We start from the raw sequence: 18,023 nt of genomic DNA on the forward strand, positions 1-18,023 counted from the left end.
GCTCGCTTATGACCGTGGAATTCCGCCAGATCGAAATCGCTGATACCGACGCCTTTCGCGCTGCCGTCGATACCGTGGCCCACGAACGCAAATACATTGCGCTGACGGAAGCGCCGCCGGTCGAGCAGGTTCGCGCTTTCGTTGCGCGCAATGTCGAGCGCGGTTATCCGCAGATCGTCGCCATCGCCGACGGCGCCGTGGTCGGATGGTGCAACGTGCCGCCGGCCAGCCGCGCCGTTTCGGCGCATGTCGGTGATCTCTTCATGGGGCTTGTTCCGGATTTCAGGGGCAAAGGTTTTGGCGAGCGGCTGTTGCGGCGAGCGATTCAAGCTGCAGATGTGTTCGGCTTCCGTCGCATCGAGCTCGGCGTGTTCGCGACCAACACCGCCGCGGCCTCGCTTTATCGCAAGGTTGGCTTTGTCGAGGAGGGCACCAAGCAGATGGCGATCTTCCTCGACGGCATCTATCACGACGAGATCGTCATGGCGCGTCTCAAGGGCTCGCCTTAAAGCGCTGGCCTATTCCTCCGGCTCCGTCGTGAACAGCAGCGGATAACCCTTGGCGCGGCCGGCGTCGGTGGCGCGGGTGGCCTTGGTTTCGGCGACGTCCTTGGTGAACACGGCGACGACGCAGGCGCCGAGCTTGTGCGCGGTGATCATGACCTTGTAAGCCTGATCCTCGGTCATCCGGAATTCCGCCTTGAGCACCATGGTGACGAATTCACGCGGCGTAAAGTCGTCGTTGATCAGGATGACCTTGTGCAGCTTCGGCCGCTCGACCTTGGTCTTCGTCCTGGTTTTCGGCGTCGTAACAGTGTCGTTCATTCCGCCTCCTGGACACGGCGGGCTCGGGTTCCCGGCCGGAGCGATCAGCTCGCGGTCTTCGCACCATATTGCAGGACCTGCACCTTCTCCAAGGTGATCAGGCCGCTCGACATCATGCCATCCAGGATGGGCAGGAATGCGTTGATGTTGTCTTCGCTGTCGACGATCTCGATCAACAGCGGCAGGTCTTCCGACAACCGCAGGATTTTCGACGTGTGCAGCCGGCTCGACTTGCCGAAGCCCATCGGGCCGCGCAGCACGGTGGCGCCGGCGAGATGGCGCTCGCGCGCCGTCATCACGATCGCTTCATAGAGCGGCTTGCCGTCGTAATGGTCGCTCTCGCCAATGAAGATCCGCAGCGAAACAGCCTGATTGGGGATTTGCATGGTCAGCTCCTCGTCAAGCGGTTGTAGCGGCTCGCCATCATATGCCCTGCCCATACCGACACCAGCCAGCAGACGAGCGACGCCGCGACATAGGCGATGGCGGTATATTTCATGCCGCCGTGGAACAGGCGGAAGGTCTCGAGGCTGAAGGTCGAGAAAGTTGTATAGCCGCCACAGAATCCGGTCATCACGAACTGCCGGTGCTCGGGCCGCGCCAGCATGCGGCCGTCGGGGCCGGTCAGCGTCGCATAGAAGCCGATGATCAGCGAGCCCATGGCGTTGATGAACAACGTCGCGAAGGGAAAGCCCGGGCCGGTATCGAGGGCGAGCCCGACCAGATAACGGGTCAGCCCGCCGACGATGCTGCCGGCAGAGACCCAGGCATAGAGGATTGCGGTACGCCAGCGGTCGGCGGAGGAAGCCTTCATCTGCCTTTATCCTCCAAGACTGTCTGCAAGGAGGAAGCCGCAGCTCACCGCCGCAAGGCACAGTCCGACTGAGAACACGACGTTGCCGAGCGCGTGCACCGGCTCGCCGTTGCGCGCCAAGGTCAGCGTTTGCAGGCTGAACGAGGACACCGTGGTGTAGCAGCCGAGGAAGCCTGTTACCGCGAACAGCCACGGATTGGGCGTCGCGAACATCGAGCCGGGATGGGTCGCCAACGCGCCAAGAATGCCGATCAGGAAGGCGCCGGTGACATTGATGGTCATGGTGCCCCAGGGAAAGGTCTCGCCCAGCCGCCGCGCGATGGCGCCGGAGACAAAATAGCGCGCGCAGCCGCCCAGCACGCTGCCGACCACGATAGCGATCGCTCCGCTCAGCACGATGAACAGCCCCCCGTCATCACTTGTTCTCCATGGCCAGGCCATTGCCGACGGTCAACAGTCCCACCAGCGCGGTCAATGCGAAGCCGAGCCCGGCAAGGAACGTGCCGACCGGACCATAGGCATCCCAAAGCGCGCCGGCGATCACGCTCGCGGCCAGCATCGCAAGGCCGGTGAACAGGTTGAAATAGCCGAAGGCGGTGCCGCGTAGCGCCGAAGGTGCAGTATCGGCGACGAGCGCCGAGAGCAAGCCTTGCGTCAATCCCATATGCAGGCCCCACAGCACGACGCCGAGCGCCAGGCCGGCGAGATCGGGCAGCAGCGCCAGCGTAACGTCCGCGCCAGCGAGGAGGATGAGGCCAAGCGCGAGCAGGGCGGTCCGGTTGATCCGGTCCGACAGCACGCCGGCCGGATAGGCGGAGAGAGCGTAGGTGATGTTCATCAGCACCAGCACCGCCGGCACCCACATGGCATTGAGCCCGATGTTCTGCGCCCGCAGGATCAGGAAGGCCTCGCTGAAACGTGCCAACGTGAACACGACGCCGATCGCAACGACGCGCCAATAGACCGGCCCGAGCTGCCGCATCGCGGCCGCGTTGAGCGGGTTCTTCGTGGGCTCGCGGCTCGCATCCGGCTCCGGCTCGTTCACTGCGAACGTGATCAGTCCGAACGACAGGAATGCCGGCAGCACCGCCACCCAGAACACGATGACAAAATGATCTGATGTCCACCACATCAGGCCGATTGCGGCGAGTGGCCCGACGAAGGCGCCGATCGTATCGAGCGACTGCCGCAAGCCGAAGCTCGCGCCGCGCAGGCCCATCGGCGAGATATCGGCGATCAATGCATCGCGCGGTGCGCCGCGAATTCCCTTGCCGACGCGATCGATGAAGCGCGCTGCCACCAGCCAGCCCACGCTGGGGGCAAGCGGGAACAACGGTTTTGTCAGCGCGGCCAGCCCGTAGCCCAGGGCCGCGAGCAGCTTGCGGCGGCCGAGCCAGTCGGACAGGGCGCCGGAGAAGATCTTCGTGATCGCAGCGGTGGCCTCCGCGATGCCCTCGATGAACCCGACGGTGAGGGTCGAGGCGCCGAGCATGGTGACGAGATAGACCGGCAGCAGCGCATGAATCATCTCGGAGGAGATGTCCATCAGCATCGAGACGAAGCCGAGCACCCAGATCCCCCTGGGCAGCTTGGCGTGCGCAGCGTTCGGTGTGGTCGTCGCCATGTCGTGGACGGTCTCCTTGGCCTTCGTTTCAGGCAACAAAGTTTCAGGCAACAAAAAACCCGCCAGCGGCGGGTTTGTCCATGCTCCCGCCAAAGGCAGAGGCCGATTGCCTCACCTTGGGCAGGAGTCATCAGCCCATTACAGTTACGCGACCGCCGGGCGGTTGTCGGGGGACTCCATCCCCATCTGTTCGCTCAGCCTAGCATGGAAATCAGGGGGAACAAGTGGGCGCCCGGTCACGCGGCGCGATCGCGTGGCGGCGCAAGCGTGGCGACATGGCGGCGGTTTCGCGCTGGCGTGTGAAAATCCTAACCTGAATGTGAAGCACAAGCGATCTTCGCGCTTTGCGGTAAGGCGTTTGCATGTCACCATCGCGTCATACGACGGGAGACCGCGATGCGCTTGCTGTTCTCGATCGGGGCTGTGCTGGTGGCCGGCGTGCTTGCCGGGGGGGACGTCGCGGGCATCGCGGCACCAGGGCCGAAGTTCGAATCGCCAAAGCAGCGGCAGGCGGCCGATGGCGATGCGCAGTCTGTCGATATCGAGTTGATCCTCGCGGTCGACGTCTCCTACTCCATGGACATGGATGAGCTCGCGATCCAGCGCGAGGGCTATGCCCAGGCGATCCAGTCCAAGGAGTTCTTGCAGGCGCTGAAGGCCGGCCCCAACGGCAGGATCGCGGTGACCTATTTCGAATGGGCCGCATCCAGCGACCAGAAGATCATCATTCCCTGGCGCCTCATCGACGGACCGGAGACGGCGGATGCAGTCTCGGCCGAGATCTTGAAGACGCCGATCCGGCGCGCCTCACGCACCTCGATCTCGGGTGCGATCGGATTTGCGATGCCGCTGTTCGACGAGGATCCTTATCACGGGCTTCGCCGCGTCATCGACATTTCGGGCGATGGCCCCAACAACAATGGCGGCCCCGTCACGGTGGCGCGCGATCTCGCGCTCGAGAAGGGGATCGTCATCAACGGCCTGCCGATCATGGTGAAGGAGCCGTCCTATTCGACCATGGATATCGACAATCTCGACTACTACTACGAGGATTGCGTGATCGGCGGGCCCGGCTCCTTTGTGATTGCGATCAAGGATCGCGAGAAGTTCAAGGAAGCGATCCGCACCAAGCTTCTGATGGAGGTGGCCGGCCGCACGCCCGAGCGTCCGGTGGTGCGCGTTGCGGACAAGGACAAGGAGCCGCGCGTGAGCTGCATGATCGGCGAGAAGATCTGGTCGGATCGTTGGGGCCGCTGAAGCGCATCTGCGATGAGACCATTTGCCCATCACACCAGCGGTTGAAATTAACCGCTTGTTAACGACGGCATGGCCCTAATCCAAGCGTTTCTGAATGTTTCCGACTCTCCCTGGCCAGTGTTCGAAGGCCGGCGGGTTCGTCCGATCCATTCGTCGAGCAAGCCCAAGCCCATGGCCATCGTCACGCAAAGCACCAGCCAGATCTCGCCCGCTAACGAGCGGCTGTATCACCAGAGCGCTCTAGTCGGCGACTGGAAGGGCAATTGGGTGGGGAACAACCAGCCCGTCGATTTCAAAGTCGTGAACATCAGGGGTAACCGGGCGCAGGTCGAGTATACTCACAACGGGCACACCGAGCGCGGCTTTGCCCAGGTCCAAGGCACGCTCATCACCTTTGGCGGAGTTACGGTCGGCACCAAGGACGGCAAGAACATGGTGCTCCTGTTCTCCTTTGGGGGCGCTGGCAAGCAGACCGCCAACCTTCAGAAGCAAGCGCCGCCGGCCTCCGACAGCCGGCTGATGGGAAGCTGGGGCGGCTATTCCAGCGACAACGGCAAGAGCGCGAGCTTTCGCGTGCTATCCGTCGACGGCAACGAAGCGCAGGTCAGCGTCACCACCGACGGCATCACCCGCCAGGGCACCGGCATCGTCTACAAGAACGTCATCATGTTCGGCCAGGCGCAGATCGCGACGGACGACGGGCAGAACGGCAAGATCATCTACCAGGTCGGCACCAAATCCTTCATGGTGCCGGTCACGAAATATCCGCCGGCGGATTCGTCGTCTTCGGTGGACAAGACGGCGTAGCCGCTTGCGACTTCGATTATGGCATGCGCGCCGTCGACATGGCCGATGCCGACGGCAATCAGGTCACATTCAGATGGGCGTCTCTGGAACCGCCTCACGCCCGTCCCGGCTCAGCTGGTATTTGCCGCGTGCATCCCGTATAATTTGCGTACCATCCTGACGGTTAGCCGAATGTCCAGCCTTGTTCGTTCCTGCGCTCTTGCAACTCTCTTCGCGATGTTTTGCCTTGGCGGCGCGCCTGCTCATGCCCAGGTCGCGCCTCTGCAGTATTGGATTCCCGGTGGGGGTTTCGGTTATGGCGGTAGCGCCGAGAGCTACGGCAACTTTCCAAGCTTCAACACTGGTGCCGTCAACAATGGCTACGATTTCCGTCCCGGCTTTTTCGTCGGAAGCCAGCGCGGCAGTCTCGGTCTGAACGGTTTCACGCAGGCTGGATCTTCAGCCAATTTCAGCGCGCTCTCCTACGACAGCACGCAGTTCGGCTACAACATGAAGACCGCGGGCGGCTCGCCCGTGACCTTCTTTGCCGGCTTCGACACACTGAAATACGGCAACGGCATCGGCAGCTCGGTTGCGCCGCTGACCTCTGCCGCCGGGCCCGGCTACGGCGGATTTGCCGGCGTCGAATTCAAGCCGACCTCCAACCTCAGCCTGTCGTTCGGGGCCGGGTTCACCCAGCGCGACTCGAGCCGCATGGACAGCGATATCAGGTCGGACATGCTGCCCGGCGAGTCGCCGGCGCTGGGCCAACTGCGACGCTAGAATTGCATCACTTGTTCCGGGGGACGCCGCAGCGATTTTGGCAAGTCCGGGCCTGCTCCGAAACGCATCACGATGTCGGGGCGCCGTGCGCCGAGACCGAGCGAGGTCGCGAATTGGGGTCTCAGGGCCGTCACCTCGACCGGTTGGTTCACGAATGAATGTTTGAGACCCAGCGCGGTCGCCTGCAAACCGAAACGCTGGCAGGCGCGGCCGACCGCGATCCAGTGCGCCTTGTCGCTGCGGTCGGCTGCGAGCACGACAACACCGGCAGAGCTGTCGAGTTGGTCGCGGTACTTCTTGTTTTCCCCTTCTTCGGTGAAGAAGAGCCTCAGCAGCGGCCGGGCGACCCATGCGGGCAGGGATGGATTTCCCGAGACACGCGAGAACAGCCCGTCCATCGTTGCGAGCGCATCGGCCTCGTTGAAACGCATCCAGCTCACGAGCTCGCGCATGAAGGCCCGATCGCGCATCTGTGCCGAATTGCCTTCGAGCACATAGTCGGTCACCTTCTTGATTGCGGGACGGTCGGTCATCAGCATCGCGGCGACACCAGGTTCGCGGCAGGCGTTCTCGAGCTGATGCAGGATTTCGGGCGCGGCCGGCCTGCCGTCGAAAGCCGCGCGCGTGCATTGCCTGACTGGAATCGCATCGGCCAGCGCCGCTGCTGCCGGCGAGGCTTCCTCGAGCGCGATCACGATCCGCTCGCCGTCGAAAACGGAGTTGGCGCGCCAGCCGAGCGCGGATGCGGCGAGGCAGAGATTTTCGGCGGCGCATCCAAGACTGACGAAGAGGTGATGATCGTCGGGATCGACGGCCGGACAGCGGCGCTTGAAGTCGGGCGCAATCGCGATCTCATTGCCGTGGGCGGAAAAAATCCAGGGCTGCGTGTTGTGACTGTTGGCCGCAAGCGTCGCACAACGCACGAGCTCGCGGTCCCGCGGCGCAGCTCGCAAGGGGGCGCGTGACGACCTGATGGCCTCGTCGTAGGTCATGCCGGCCGCGCCAGCAGGGAGGCCGCTGACGGCGGGCGCAGAAAGCCCGAGCGTGGCCGCGATGAACTGTCGTCGGTCAACCACAAGCGTCCGCTCCGCGTACCATTGCCCAGCAAGCTTCTAGCGCCCACGAAGCACGGGGCGATTGAGCAGAATCAAGCTTGGAGCGCGTTGACGCGATCGGGACTTCGGCCCTAGCGGGTAAACCGCGCGACGATCTCGACATGGGGCGTGTGGCGAAACTGATCGACCGGAATGACATTCTCGATCTTGTAGCCGCCGTCGATCAGAAGTCGCGCGTCGCGGGCAAACGTTGCGACGTTGCACGAGACAGCCGCCACCACGGGCACCTTGCTCGCGGCGAGTTTCAGCGCCTGTGCCTGTGCGCCCTGGCGTGGCGGATCGAATACCACGGCATCGAAATCGCGCAGCTCCGGTGGCACCAGCGGACGGCGGAACAGGTCGCGCGGCTCGCACCTGATCGGCTTCAGTCCCGGCGTGCGCGCTGCTTTCGCCAGTGCGGCGATAGCGCCGGCGTCGCTGTCATAGGCGGTGACGCGGGCCTTCTCGGCGAGCCTGAGCGCAAACGGGCCGACGCCACAGAAGAGGTCGAGAACCTCTTTCGCCTTGCCGACGCGCTCGGCAACGAGAGCGGCAAGCGTCTCTTCGCCCGCGACGGTCGCTTGCAGGAACGAGCCTGGCGGCAGCGTCACCTCGGCGCGGCCCATTTTCAGCGTTGGCGGCAGGCGTTGCAGCACCAATTCGCCATGCCGCGTCAGCCGCGCAAGACGATGCTGCTCGGCAACGCGCGACAGCGCCGTGACCAGCGGCGTCGGCAGCGGGCCGGAGCCGCGCACGTCGACATCGAGGCCGTTGGCGGTAGCCGTTACCTGGATGTCGAGCGGCTTCGTCACCGGCATCTTTGACGTCAGCGGCTCGGCGAGCGCCCAGGCGGCATCGAGCGCGCCTTCCAGCGCGGGATCGAGGATCGGGCAGCGGTCGATCGGGATCACGTCATGCGAGCTCGTCGCGGAGAACCCGACCTTGAGCACGTCATGCGTGCCGAACCGGCCGTGCAGCGTGACGCGCCTTCGCCCGGCGCCATGCGCATCGACCAGCGGCGCCACATCGCAGTCGATGCCGGCCTGCGCCAGCGTTTCGACCACGATGTTGCGTTTCCAGGCATGATACGGCTCAGTCGCCCAGTGCTGGATCGCGCAGCCACCGCAGACGCCGAAATGCGGACAAAACGGCTCGATGCGCTCGGGGCTGGCGATATCGACCGCCAGCAGCTTGCGACGATCGGGATGGTGGCCGGCGACGTGGTCGACCTCGACGGTCTCGCCGCCAAGCGTATAGGGCACATAGATCGCATCGCCGGCGTCGAGCGAAACGCCGTCGCCGCGATGGCCGACATGATCGATCGTGACGCGTTCAACCACGGCGCGCGCCCAGGAAGAATTCGATATTGCCGTCGCCGCCTGCGATCGAGGATGGAAACACCTCGATGCCGGTGCAGCCGAGTGACTTGGCAAAGGCCTCAATGTCGTCGCAGATCTCCTGATGCACCGCGGCGTCGCGGATGATGCCCTTCTTGTTGTGCTTTCTGTCAGCCTCGAATTGCGGCTTGATCAGCGCCAGCAGGCTCATCGGCGCTGCCGCGAGCGACAGCGCGACCGGCAGCACGGTCTTCAGCGAGATGAAGCTGACGTCGATGACGACGACATCCGGCCGCGCCGGAAGCCGCTTGCCTTCATAGGCGCGAATGTCGGTCTCCTCCATCGAGACGATTTTGGGATGACCGCGCAGCGAGGGATGCAGCTGGCTGGTGCCGACATCAATGGCGAACACCAGGCTCGCGCCGTTCGCCAGCAGCACCTCGGTGAAGCCGCCGGTCGAGGCGCCGACATCGAGGCATACGTGATCCTCGATCTCGATCGGGTATCGCTCCAGCGCACCGGCGAGTTTGACGCCGCCGCGCGAGACATAGGGATGCGCAGGCTCGGCCTGGATCACCGCGTCCTCGGCGATCGTCTCCGACGGCTTGGCGACCTGCTTGTCGTTGGCCGTGACGAGCCCGGCCTCGATCGCCGCGCGCGCCCGCGCCCGGCTCTCGAACAGGCCGCGCTCGACCAACAGAACATCCGCGCGCTTGCGGGCAGGGGACATGATCTCTCCGGGGTGACTGAAGCGCTATGTAGCGATCAATCGCGCGGCCGCCATCCGGACGCAAGTCTCGAACGCGGCAAGATCGTGCCAGACGTCGACAGGCTGAGCTGCCGGCGTCACCAGCGGGCAGCCATGCAGCTCCAGCGCGTGGATCATCATGAGGTTGTCGACGAGGCCAAAATCCTCGACCGTCAGCCCCTGCGCATCGACCAGCCGTCCGCCCTCGGTGGTGACGTCCATGAAGCGGCCGAGGCGGTCGGCATAGGTGGCGGGATCGTTGGAGTAGGCCAGGCAAAATTTGCGGCGGCCGGCCATGTAGCCGAGCTCGTAGACGGTGCCAGGATCCGCGCCGGCACCGCGGAACGGCGTCAGGTTCGCAATGATGGCGTCGGCGTGGTCCATCATCGCCTCATTGCCGCAAAAGATCTGCCGCGAGGCGTCTGAAACGGTGAGGTCGATGGAGTTGTCGAGAGGGTAGAAGCCGGTGAGCCCGTGCGCGGTGCAGATCTCCGCCTTGCGGCGACCAATCTCGACCGCATCCGGCAGGAACACGTCGGGACCTGCCAGATAGATTTTCATGAACGTCGCGCTGGTTCGCGGAAGGTCGAAGCTCGCCTCAGGCGAGCTTGACCGTCTCGGTCTTCACATCCTTGCCGAGGGCTTCGAAGACCTTGGCGACGATGCCCTTGGCGTCGAGACCGGCACGGGCATACATCGCGGCCGGCGTGTCGTGATCCTGGAACACGTCGGGCAGGACCATCGTGCGGAACTTGACCATGCCAGTGTCGAGCACGCCCTGGTCTGTCAGGTATTGCGCGACATGCGAGCCGAAGCCGCCGACCGAACCTTCCTCGACCGTGATCAGCACGTCGTGGTCGCGGGCAAGCTTCAGCACCAGCTCGGTGTCGAGCGGCTTCATGAAGCGCGCATCCGCGATCGAGGTGGAGAGACCATGGGCGGCGAGCTCGTCGGCCGCCTTCTCGCATTCGGCCAGGCGCGTGCCGAAGGAGAGCAGGGCGATCTTGTTGCCCTGGCGGATCATGCGGCCCTTGCCGATCTCCAGCGGGATCCCAACCTCGGGCATCTCGATGCCGCGGCCTTCGCCGCGCGGATAGCGCAGCGAGCTCGGACGGTCGTTGATCGCGACCTGGGTCGCCACCATGTGCACGAGCTCGGCTTCATCAGCCGCAGCCATGATCACCATGTTGGGCAGACAGCCGAGATAGGCGTTGTCGAACGAGCCGGCATGGGTCGCGCCGTCGGCGCCGACGAGGCCGGCGCGGTCGATGGCGAAGCGCACGGGCAGGTTCTGGATCGCGACGTCATGGACGATCTGGTCGTAGCCGCGCTGCAGGAAGGTCGAGTAGATCGCGCAAAACGGCTTGTAGCCCTCGGTCGCGAGACCGGCGGCGAAGGTCACCGCGTGCTGCTCGGCGATACCGACGTCGAAGGTGCGGTCCGGGAACGCCTTGTTGAAGATGTCGACGCCGGTGCCTGACGGCATCGCCGCGGTGATGGCGACGATCTTGTCGTCCTTCTGCGCTTCCTTGACGAGGCTCTGGCCGAACACGTTCTGGTAGGCCGGCGCATTCGGCTTGGCCTTGGCTTGCGTGCCGGTGGCGACGTCGAATTTGACGACGGCGTGGTATTTGTCGGCGGAGGCTTCAGCCGGGCCGTAGCCCTTGCCCTTCTGCGTCACGACGTGGACCAGGATCGGGCCGGTCTCCATGTCGCGCACGTTCTTCAGCACGGGCAGGAGATGGTCGAGGTTATGGCCGTCGATCGGGCCGACGTAATAGAAGCCGAGCTCCTCGAACAGCGTGCCGCCGTCCATCATGAAGCCGCGGGAATATTCCTCGACGCGGTTGGCGCGGTTGGCGAGGATCTTGGGCAGGCGCTTGTTGATCTGCTTGGCCGCATCGCGCAGCGTGCGATAGGTCTTGCCGGAGTAGAGGCGCGACAGATAGGCGCTCATGGCGCCGACCGGCGGCGCGATCGACATGTCGTTGTCGTTGAGGATCACGATCAGGCGCGAGTTCATCGCGCCGGCATTGTTCATGGCCTCATAGGCCATGCCCGCCGACATCGCACCGTCACCGATCACGGCGATAACGTTGTTCTTGCCGCCGGAGAGGTCGCGCGCGACGGCCATGCCGAGACCGGCGGAGATCGAGGTCGAGGAATGTGCGGCGCCGAACGGATCGTAATCGCTCTCGCTGCGCTTGGTGAAGCCGGAGAGGCCGCCGCCGGTGCGCAGCGTGCGGATGCGGTCGCGGCGTCCGGTGAGTATCTTGTGCGGATAGGCCTGATGGCCGACGTCCCAGATCAGCCGGTCGCGCGGCGTGTCGAAGACGTAATGGATCGCGGTGGTGAGCTCGACCACGCCGAGGCCCGCGCCGAAGTGACCGCCGGTCACCGAGACGGCATCGATCGTTTCCTGCCGCAGCTCGTCGGCGACCTGGCGGACCTGCTCGACCTTGAGCTTGCGCAGGTCTTCCGGCGTCCGGATGGTGTCGAGAAGCGGCGTTTTACTGTATGCGTTCACGGCGATTTCCAATTTGTCAGCGCCGGAAGGTCATTCCGGTGCGCGATGGGTTTGCACAATATCGGCGCAGCGCGAGTCCTTAAACCGTCGGAGCCACCTGCATGGGGCAAAGCCCCGTCTTCAAGCTTAGGTGAGCTTAAGTGCGCTCCGGTTCAGTCTCTGTGATCCCTGTCACGTAGATCGGCTTCGTCCGTCCCAGCCAATTCATCAGCGATTTGAAGCACTTGACATCGAAAATCGGTCCCCACGTCAAGGCTAACAAAAAGCCACACTCCGCGCAGCTTTACACCAAAGCTTGGGCCAAAGCCAACCCGCAGGGCCGATTACGGGTATGCAGGTGCAACCGGCGGGCCAATTTGGTTAATCGCGGCGCCGGTAGGAAGGTTCCAATCCTGCCCGGTTCCTTGGCAGGATTCTGGGCACAAGAACAGCCTTTTCGGTGGAATTTCGCGGGATGACAACACCGGCGCGGGAACTCTTCCGCCCTGGCGCCCGGCTTCCCTACGCCCAGCCAAAACGGGGGCGTGCGATCTTGAAAAATTGCAGGCGGCCGATGCGCGAGGCGGGGGGCTGCGCGCGCCCTTACTGCACGTCCAGTGGGGCCGTGCCGGCGGCCTGGCCACTGGCATCGGTGGTGATCTTGTCGACGCGCGCCTCGGCCTGGCGCAACAGCTCCTCGCAGCGCCGCTTCAGGGCTTCGCCGCGCTCGTAGATCGTGACGGATTCCTCGAGCGGCACCTTGCCGTCCTCGAGCCGCTTCACGATCGTCTCGAGTTCCTCGATCGCGCGCTCGAAGGTGAGCCGGGAGACGTCGATTTGGGTATTTTCGGCCATATCCGTTTCCGATTGCCCGATTCGCTTCTGCTGCAAAACAGCAGAGTTTTGCGGGCTTAATGTGGCGGGTCTCTCAAGCGCCCATCAGGGCGCCGACATGCGCCGTAACAGATTCTTTCAGTCCTTGCAGGTCGTAGCCGCCTTCGAGCACAGAAACAACACGGCCGCCTGCGGACTTGTCCGCAAGGTCCATCAGTTTGCGCGTGACCCAGGCATAATCCTCCCCGCGTAAATTCAGCGAGGCCAGCGGATCGCGGTAATGCGCGTCGAAGCCGGCGGAAATGATGAGCAGCTCGGGGCTGAATTTCTCCAGCCGCGGCAGGATCAGGTTTTCGAACGCGGAGCGGAATTCGGGCCCGCCGTCTTCAGACGCCAGCGGCGCGTTGACGATGGTGTCATGATCGCCGCGCTCGCTCTTGGCGCCGGTGCCCGGAAACAGCGGCATCTGATGGGTCGAGCAGTACATCACGGTCGGATCCGACCAGAAGATGTCCTGGGTGCCGTTGCCGTGATGCACGTCGAAATCGACGATGGCCGCGCGCTTGATGCCGTATTTGCGCTGCGCGTGGCGCGCGGCGATCGCGACATTGTCGAAGAAGCAGAAACCCATCGGCTTGCCGATCTCGGCGTGATGACCGGGCGGGCGCACCGCGACGAAGGCGTTGCGATGCTCGCCGTTCATCACAGCCTCGGTCGCGGCCACTGCGCCGCCGACGCCGCGCATCACCGCTTCCCACGTGCCAGGGGACATCGAGGTGTCGCCGTCGAGATAGACTTGGCCGCTTGTCGGCGCGACGTGGCGCAGTTCGGTGACGTAATGCTCGTTATGGCAAAGCGTGACGAGATCGAGATCGCCCTCCGGCGCCAGATCGCGCGCCAGGAACTGGAAGCGCTCGACCGACAGCGCTTCCTCCACTGCACGCAGGCGGTCCGGGCGCTCGGGATGCCCCGGCGGCGTGACGTGGTCGAGGCAAGCCTTGTGGGAAAGGAGAAGCGTGCTCATCAGGTCGGCCTCGCTGGGAACGTACTCTCGACGTCGCTTGGCGCATCCGGCGCCAAAACGCAATGCAAAACCCAATCTAGGCGTTCCCTGCGGAATGGCAAAGGGCCGCCCGTTCAGGCCCGTTTGATCCAGATCAATTGACGCGCAGGATGCGGGTAGGCGGCAACGGGCCGATCGGACCATGCGCCTTAAAGAAGGCAAACAGTGCGTCGGAATCGTACCCGCCATATTGCGGCGAAGTGCCTTGCTTGGCGACGGTAAAACCGTCGCCTCCGACCGCCAGATAGTCGTTGAGGGTCACGCGGTAGCCGGTGGCCGGCTCGATCGGCCTGCCGTTGAGCGTCATCTTGTCGGCCACGATGCGCTCACCGTATGGCTTTGACGCGTCCCAGCTGTAGTTGAATCCGATCGAGACCTGGAGGATTCGCGGCCGCTTCGGATCGAGCCATTGCTGCTCCAGCATGTCCTTGAGCTGACTGCCCGTGAGCGTCATGGTGACGAGGCGGTTGCGGAACGGCTGGCTTGCGAACAGCTCGCCGTAGGACACCGCGCCATTCTCCTTCGGGATGAGATCCGTGCGGATGCCGCCGGGATTGGTCAGCGCAATGACCGCGCTGCCGTCCTTGGCATCCTTCGTCGCGGCGAGCTGTGCATCCGCAATGATGTCGCCGAGGGCGCTTTCGCCGGCCTCGTTCGGAACGCGCGACAGCGTCTGCGTCACCGATCCGGCCGGCCGGTTGGCAATCGGCGCCGAGAGCTTGTCATAAGCGTCGATCAGCGCGGTCTGCTCGGGATCCCTGGCGAGCGAGGCATTGGCGACGATGACGTTCTCGGCCTTGGCGCTGACGATGTCGCGGGTCGCAGGATCGAGCTTGAGGTCGATCGCGGTGACCAGCGTGCCGTATTTGTCGCCGCTGGTGACGAGCCGCCCGTCGATCTCGCAGACGTAAGCGCGATGCGTGTGGCCGCTGACGACGACGTCGACCGCGCGGTCGAACTTCTTGACGATGTCGACGATCGGCCCTGTGATGGCAGGGCATTCGTTGTAATCGCCTGCGGGCTCACCGCCCTGGTGGATCAGCACCACGATCGCCTCGACGCCTTTCGCCTTCAGTTGCGGCACCAGCGCATTCACCGTCTCGGCCTCATCGCGAAATTCCAGTCCGGCAATGCCCTTGGGCGAGACGATGCCGGCGGTCTCCTTCAGGGTCAGTCCGATGAAGGCGACCGGGATGCCCTCGAAGTCGCGGATCTCGTAGGGCGGCAGCACGCTCTTGCCGGTGGCGGCCTCCACGGTGGACGCCGCGAGATAGTGGAATTTGGCACCTAGGAAAGCATGCGGCCCCTGGCAGCCGTCCTCGGGATGGCAGCCGCCATTCTGCATCCTGAGCAGCTCGGTCTTGCCTTCGTCGAATTCATGGTTGCCGACCGAGGTGATCGCGAGCCCCATCATCGAGAGCGACTCGACCGAGGGCTCGTCATGAAACATCGCCGACAGGAACGGGCTCGCCCCGATCAGATCGCCGGCGGCGACGAAGATGGTGTTCTTGTGCCCCTCGCTCAGCTGCTTGACCAGCGTCGCCATGTATTCGGCGCCGCCGGCGGCGACCATCACCTTCTTGGTTTTGTCTTCAGGGTCATTGATGCGAATGCCGCCCGGCGGCGGACGGAGGTTGCCGTGGAAATCGTTGATCGCGAGAATCCGCAGCTCGACGGGCGCTGCGGTCTGCGCCGCGGCAGGGGGGGTGGCGAGGGTGAGGGCGGCAAGGACGAGGCGGAAGATGTATCGCATGAAACAAGGCTAGCCGTTCGGCGCGAAGATTTCACGAAAGTTCTCGCCGTCATTCCGGGGCGCGACGAAGTCGCGAGCCCGGAATCCATTCATCGACTAACTCTGCCGCCCGATGGATTCCGGGTTCGCGCTACGGGCGCCCCGGAATGACGGCCCCTACCGCTTCTTCCTGTTCGCAAACGCATTGAACGCGGCGACAGCTTCATCCGATTTCAGCCGCTCGCCGAACAGATGGCCCTCCTGATCGATGCGGCGGGTGAGCTCTTCCGGCGGGGTGCGCAGCAATTTGCGCGAGGTTGCGACGGCCTCGGCCGGCAGCCGGCAGATCTCGCGCGCGACCTTGCGGGCCTCCACCTCGGTATGTCCCGGCGAGACCACGGTATTGACGAAGCCGGCGGCATGGGCCTCGGCGGCGGTGAAGCTGCGGCCCATCGCCAGCATGGCGAAGGCGCGCTGGTAACCCATGGTGCTCGGCATCAGGAGGCTCGCGGCACCGACCGGCACGAGCCCGAGATTGATGTAGGGCGCCGAAAAGGTCGCGGCGTTGGAAGCGAGCACATAGTCGCAGTGAAACAGCATCACGGTGCCCATGCCGATCGAGGCGCCGTCCACGGCGGCGATGATCGGCTTGACGTTGAGCGCCAGCGAATAGAGGAATTTGACACCGTCCGACAACGTCTCCGGACGCGCCGCATCGGCGTGCATGAAGTCATCGATGTCGTCGCCGGCGGTGAACACGCCGGAGCCGCCGGTGATGATCATGCAGCGAATGTCGGGGTTGTTCTGCGCGGTGTCGATCGCGCGGCTCATCTCGCGATACATGTGCTGCGTGATCGCGTTCTTCTTGCCGGGACGGCGCAGGGTGATGACGCGTGTGCCGCGCTCGTCGGTGACGATGATGTTGCCGTTCGGCATGAGCACTCCCTGCGATCGCCGCGGCGCCTGCCGTTGGCGAGTCTTGCACAGCTGAGCCTACATGATCCCGCAGGCGTGCCAATCCTGCCGCGCGATCATTTCGGCAGTGATGCCGTCGAGTGGTTGCATGACACCCGCCAGATGGCGGCATGCGTCGGGGAACAAACCAGCAGCGAAGGCTGCATCGCGCCTCCTGCGACGATTTGCGCATTGCAACAATTGGCTACAACGTTTCATTTGAAAAACCGGTGGTTGTACGTCACGATCAGCTGTTTCGTTCCATCAGGCCGATATTTGACGATGATCGCCGCAACGGAGGTTGACGAGTCCTCGCTGCGTTACCGCGGCTGGCGCGTGGTGCTGGCCTGCTTCCTGATGGCCTTCTTCATGTTCGGCTTTGGCCTGTATGGCCAGGGCGTGTATCTCGCCGAGCTCCAGCGCGCTCATGGCTGGTCCGGCACGCTGGTGTCCTCGGCCAGCACCTTCTCGTTCCTGCTGAGCGCCGTCCTCGTGATCTTTACCGACGATCTGCTCGTCCGCATCGGGTTGCGCGCGCTGATCCTGTGCGGGCTGGCCGCGCTTGGTGCATCGACCGCACTGCTCGGGCTGATGCAGTTGCCGTGGCAGCTTTATCTCGCCTATGCGCTGATGTCGGTCGGCTGGACCGGAATGGGCTCGGTGGTGATCGCCACCGTGCTGAACTCCTGGTTCGAGCGACGGCGCGGGCTCGCGCTCAGCCTCGCCTTCAACGGCGCCACTTGCGGCGGCATCATCCTCGTTCCCGTCCTGCTGGCGCTGAGCACCAGCATCGGCTTCCGTTCGGCCATGCTGGCGGCGACCGTCGTGATGGTGGTGCTGGTATTGCCGGTGGTTGTCGTCTTCACCGGTTGGCCGGTCGGCGCGTCGCTGCATGCGGCAGGTGCTTCCGGCGGGGGCAAGGCCGCGCGTCATTCGCGCCGGACGCTGCTCGCCAATGCATCATTCTGGACCATGGTGCTGCCGATCGCGATCGCGCTGCTGGCGCAGATGGGATTCATCATCCACCAGGTGACGTTTCTCGAACCATTGATCGGCCGCGCCAGTGCGGGCCTCGCGGTCACCATCATGGCCGCGATGGCGGTCGTCGGCCGGCTCACGCTCGGCCTGTTCGTCGACCGGCTCGATCCGCGGCTTGCCTGCTCGGCGTCGATGATCAGCCAGGCTGCGGCTCTGCTTGTGCTGCTGCAAAGCCAGAGCCCGATCGTGCTGCTGTTGTGCTGCGCGGTCTACGGCTTCTCGATCGGCAACATGATCACGTTTCCGCCCCTGATCATCCAGCGCGAGATCGGCAGTGCGGCCTTCGCTGCCGCGATGGGGCTGGGAACGTCGATCAGCGGCATTGTCAGCGCATTCGGTCCCGGCCTCGTCGGCCTCGTGCGCAGCGTGAGCGGCGATTACACCATGGCCTTTGCGATGTGCGTGGTGCTCGATGTCGTCGCCGCCGGCATCGTGCTGTGGCGGCCGGGGAAGAGGGCGGAGCAGACGCGCAATCTATCACCGTCACCCTGAGGTGGCCGCTTCTTCAGCGTCCCTCGAAGGGCGACGGCCCGGCTGCAACATCTCGGCCGGTCATCCTTCGAGGCTCCCCACGCGGCGCTTTGCGTCGCATGGCTCGTACCAGCGACAATGGCTTCGCCACTGCGCGG

At 64.3% G+C, this 18,023-nt stretch carries 19 protein-coding genes and 1 riboswitch; of the genes, 5 read left to right on the forward strand and 14 right to left on the reverse strand.

The annotated features are described in order from the left end of the window. The first annotated feature begins 8 nt into the window (after positions 1-8). Positions 9-509, forward strand: coding sequence for a GNAT family N-acetyltransferase (locus XI06_RS27760; protein WP_237870334.1), 501 nt, complete (start codon positions 9-11; stop codon positions 507-509). A 9-nt stretch (positions 510-518) separates the two neighbouring features. Here the strand turns inward: XI06_RS27760 and clpS are convergent, their stop codons facing one another. From clpS to XI06_RS27785, 5 genes are read right to left on the reverse strand one after another with little or no spacing between them, the layout of a single operon-like run. Then, a complete protein-coding gene (clpS, locus tag XI06_RS27765) occupies positions 519-824 on the reverse strand; it encodes an ATP-dependent Clp protease adapter ClpS (protein ID WP_237863490.1) in 306 nt (101 codons plus the stop codon). Between the two features lie 44 nt (positions 825-868). After that, the gene (locus XI06_RS27770; RefSeq protein ID WP_237863491.1) at positions 869-1,210 is read right to left on the reverse strand and encodes a DUF190 domain-containing protein; all 342 of its coding nucleotides are present in this window, start codon (positions 1,208-1,210) and stop codon (positions 869-871) included. A gap of 2 nt (positions 1,211-1,212) precedes the next feature. Then, a complete protein-coding gene (gene crcB, locus XI06_RS27775; RefSeq protein WP_237863492.1) occupies positions 1,213-1,638 on the reverse strand; it encodes a fluoride efflux transporter CrcB in 426 nt (141 codons plus the stop codon). A 6-nt stretch (positions 1,639-1,644) separates the two neighbouring features. Next, positions 1,645-2,079 carry a fluoride efflux transporter CrcB gene (gene crcB, locus XI06_RS27780; protein ID WP_237863493.1) on the reverse strand — a complete coding sequence of 145 codons (435 nt, stop codon included), beginning with the start codon at positions 2,077-2,079 and terminating at the stop codon, positions 1,645-1,647. Then, a complete protein-coding gene (locus XI06_RS27785; RefSeq protein WP_271607006.1) occupies positions 2,054-3,262 on the reverse strand; it encodes an MFS transporter in 1,209 nt (402 codons plus the stop codon). The genes crcB (XI06_RS27780) and XI06_RS27785 overlap by 26 nt, the downstream gene beginning before the upstream one ends. Before the next feature lie 114 nt (positions 3,263-3,376). Beyond that, positions 3,377-3,455, reverse strand: a riboswitch (Fluoride riboswitch). Between the two features lie 203 nt (positions 3,456-3,658). On the opposite strand from XI06_RS27785, the gene XI06_RS27790 reads away from it, so the two are divergent. The 3 genes from XI06_RS27790 to XI06_RS27800 all read left to right on the forward strand — a co-directional run bounded on the left by XI06_RS27790 (position 3,659) and on the right by XI06_RS27800 (position 6,088). Continuing rightward, complete coding sequence (locus tag XI06_RS27790; RefSeq protein ID WP_237863494.1) at positions 3,659-4,519, forward strand: DUF1194 domain-containing protein; 861 nt, start codon at positions 3,659-3,661, stop codon at positions 4,517-4,519. Positions 4,520-4,690: 171 nt separating this feature from the next. Further along, entirely contained in the window at positions 4,691-5,326 is a 636-nt protein-coding gene (locus tag XI06_RS27795) for a hypothetical protein (RefSeq protein WP_237863495.1), read from the forward strand. A gap of 171 nt (positions 5,327-5,497) precedes the next feature. Continuing rightward, positions 5,498-6,088 carry a hypothetical protein gene (locus tag XI06_RS27800; protein ID WP_237863496.1) on the forward strand — a complete coding sequence of 197 codons (591 nt, stop codon included), beginning with the start codon at positions 5,498-5,500 and terminating at the stop codon, positions 6,086-6,088. Here XI06_RS27800 and XI06_RS27805 read toward each other — a convergent pair. The 9 genes from XI06_RS27805 to XI06_RS27845 form a co-directional block, all read right to left on the reverse strand. Continuing rightward, positions 6,085-7,164 carry an Acg family FMN-binding oxidoreductase gene (locus XI06_RS27805; protein ID WP_237863497.1) on the reverse strand — a complete coding sequence of 360 codons (1,080 nt, stop codon included), beginning with the start codon at positions 7,162-7,164 and terminating at the stop codon, positions 6,085-6,087. The genes XI06_RS27800 and XI06_RS27805 overlap by 4 nt on opposite strands. Positions 7,165-7,274: 110 nt before the next feature. Continuing rightward, complete coding sequence (locus XI06_RS27810; RefSeq protein WP_237863498.1) at positions 7,275-8,522, reverse strand: class I SAM-dependent RNA methyltransferase; 1,248 nt, start codon at positions 8,520-8,522, stop codon at positions 7,275-7,277. Next, positions 8,515-9,249, reverse strand: a complete 735-nt coding sequence (locus XI06_RS27815) for a TlyA family RNA methyltransferase (protein ID WP_271606971.1) — start codon at positions 9,247-9,249, stop codon at positions 8,515-8,517. The genes XI06_RS27810 and XI06_RS27815 overlap by 8 nt, the downstream gene beginning before the upstream one ends. Positions 9,250-9,273: 24 nt before the next feature. Continuing rightward, complete coding sequence (locus tag XI06_RS27820; protein WP_271606972.1) at positions 9,274-9,828, reverse strand: nucleoside 2-deoxyribosyltransferase; 555 nt, start codon at positions 9,826-9,828, stop codon at positions 9,274-9,276. Between the two features lie 37 nt (positions 9,829-9,865). Further along, positions 9,866-11,794 carry a 1-deoxy-D-xylulose-5-phosphate synthase gene (gene dxs / locus XI06_RS27825; RefSeq protein ID WP_237863501.1) on the reverse strand — a complete coding sequence of 643 codons (1,929 nt, stop codon included), beginning with the start codon at positions 11,792-11,794 and terminating at the stop codon, positions 9,866-9,868. 582 nt (positions 11,795-12,376) lie between these two features. Next, the gene (locus XI06_RS27830; RefSeq protein WP_027554315.1) at positions 12,377-12,628 is read right to left on the reverse strand and encodes an exodeoxyribonuclease VII small subunit; all 252 of its coding nucleotides are present in this window, start codon (positions 12,626-12,628) and stop codon (positions 12,377-12,379) included. A 73-nt stretch (positions 12,629-12,701) separates the two neighbouring features. Beyond that, positions 12,702-13,631, reverse strand: coding sequence for a histone deacetylase family protein (locus tag XI06_RS27835; protein ID WP_237863502.1), 930 nt, complete (start codon positions 13,629-13,631; stop codon positions 12,702-12,704). A 133-nt stretch (positions 13,632-13,764) separates the two neighbouring features. Beyond that, positions 13,765-15,423: a bifunctional metallophosphatase/5'-nucleotidase gene (locus XI06_RS27840; RefSeq protein WP_271606973.1), complete on the reverse strand. Its 1,659-nt coding sequence runs from the start codon at positions 15,421-15,423 to the stop codon at positions 13,765-13,767. Positions 15,424-15,579: 156 nt separating this feature from the next. Further along, complete coding sequence (locus XI06_RS27845) at positions 15,580-16,338, reverse strand: enoyl-CoA hydratase-related protein (RefSeq protein WP_237870351.1); 759 nt, start codon at positions 16,336-16,338, stop codon at positions 15,580-15,582. Between the two features lie 300 nt (positions 16,339-16,638). Here XI06_RS27845 and XI06_RS27850 point away from each other — a divergent pair, with 300 nt between their 5' ends. Next, a complete protein-coding gene (locus tag XI06_RS27850) occupies positions 16,639-17,886 on the forward strand; it encodes an MFS transporter (protein WP_237863505.1) in 1,248 nt (415 codons plus the stop codon). The last annotated feature ends 137 nt before the right edge of the window (positions 17,887-18,023 follow it).

This window comes from Bradyrhizobium sp. CCBAU 11434, assembly GCF_028128895.1.
In the GTDB taxonomy this organism is placed as follows: domain Bacteria; phylum Pseudomonadota; class Alphaproteobacteria; order Rhizobiales; family Xanthobacteraceae; genus Bradyrhizobium; species Bradyrhizobium zhengyangense.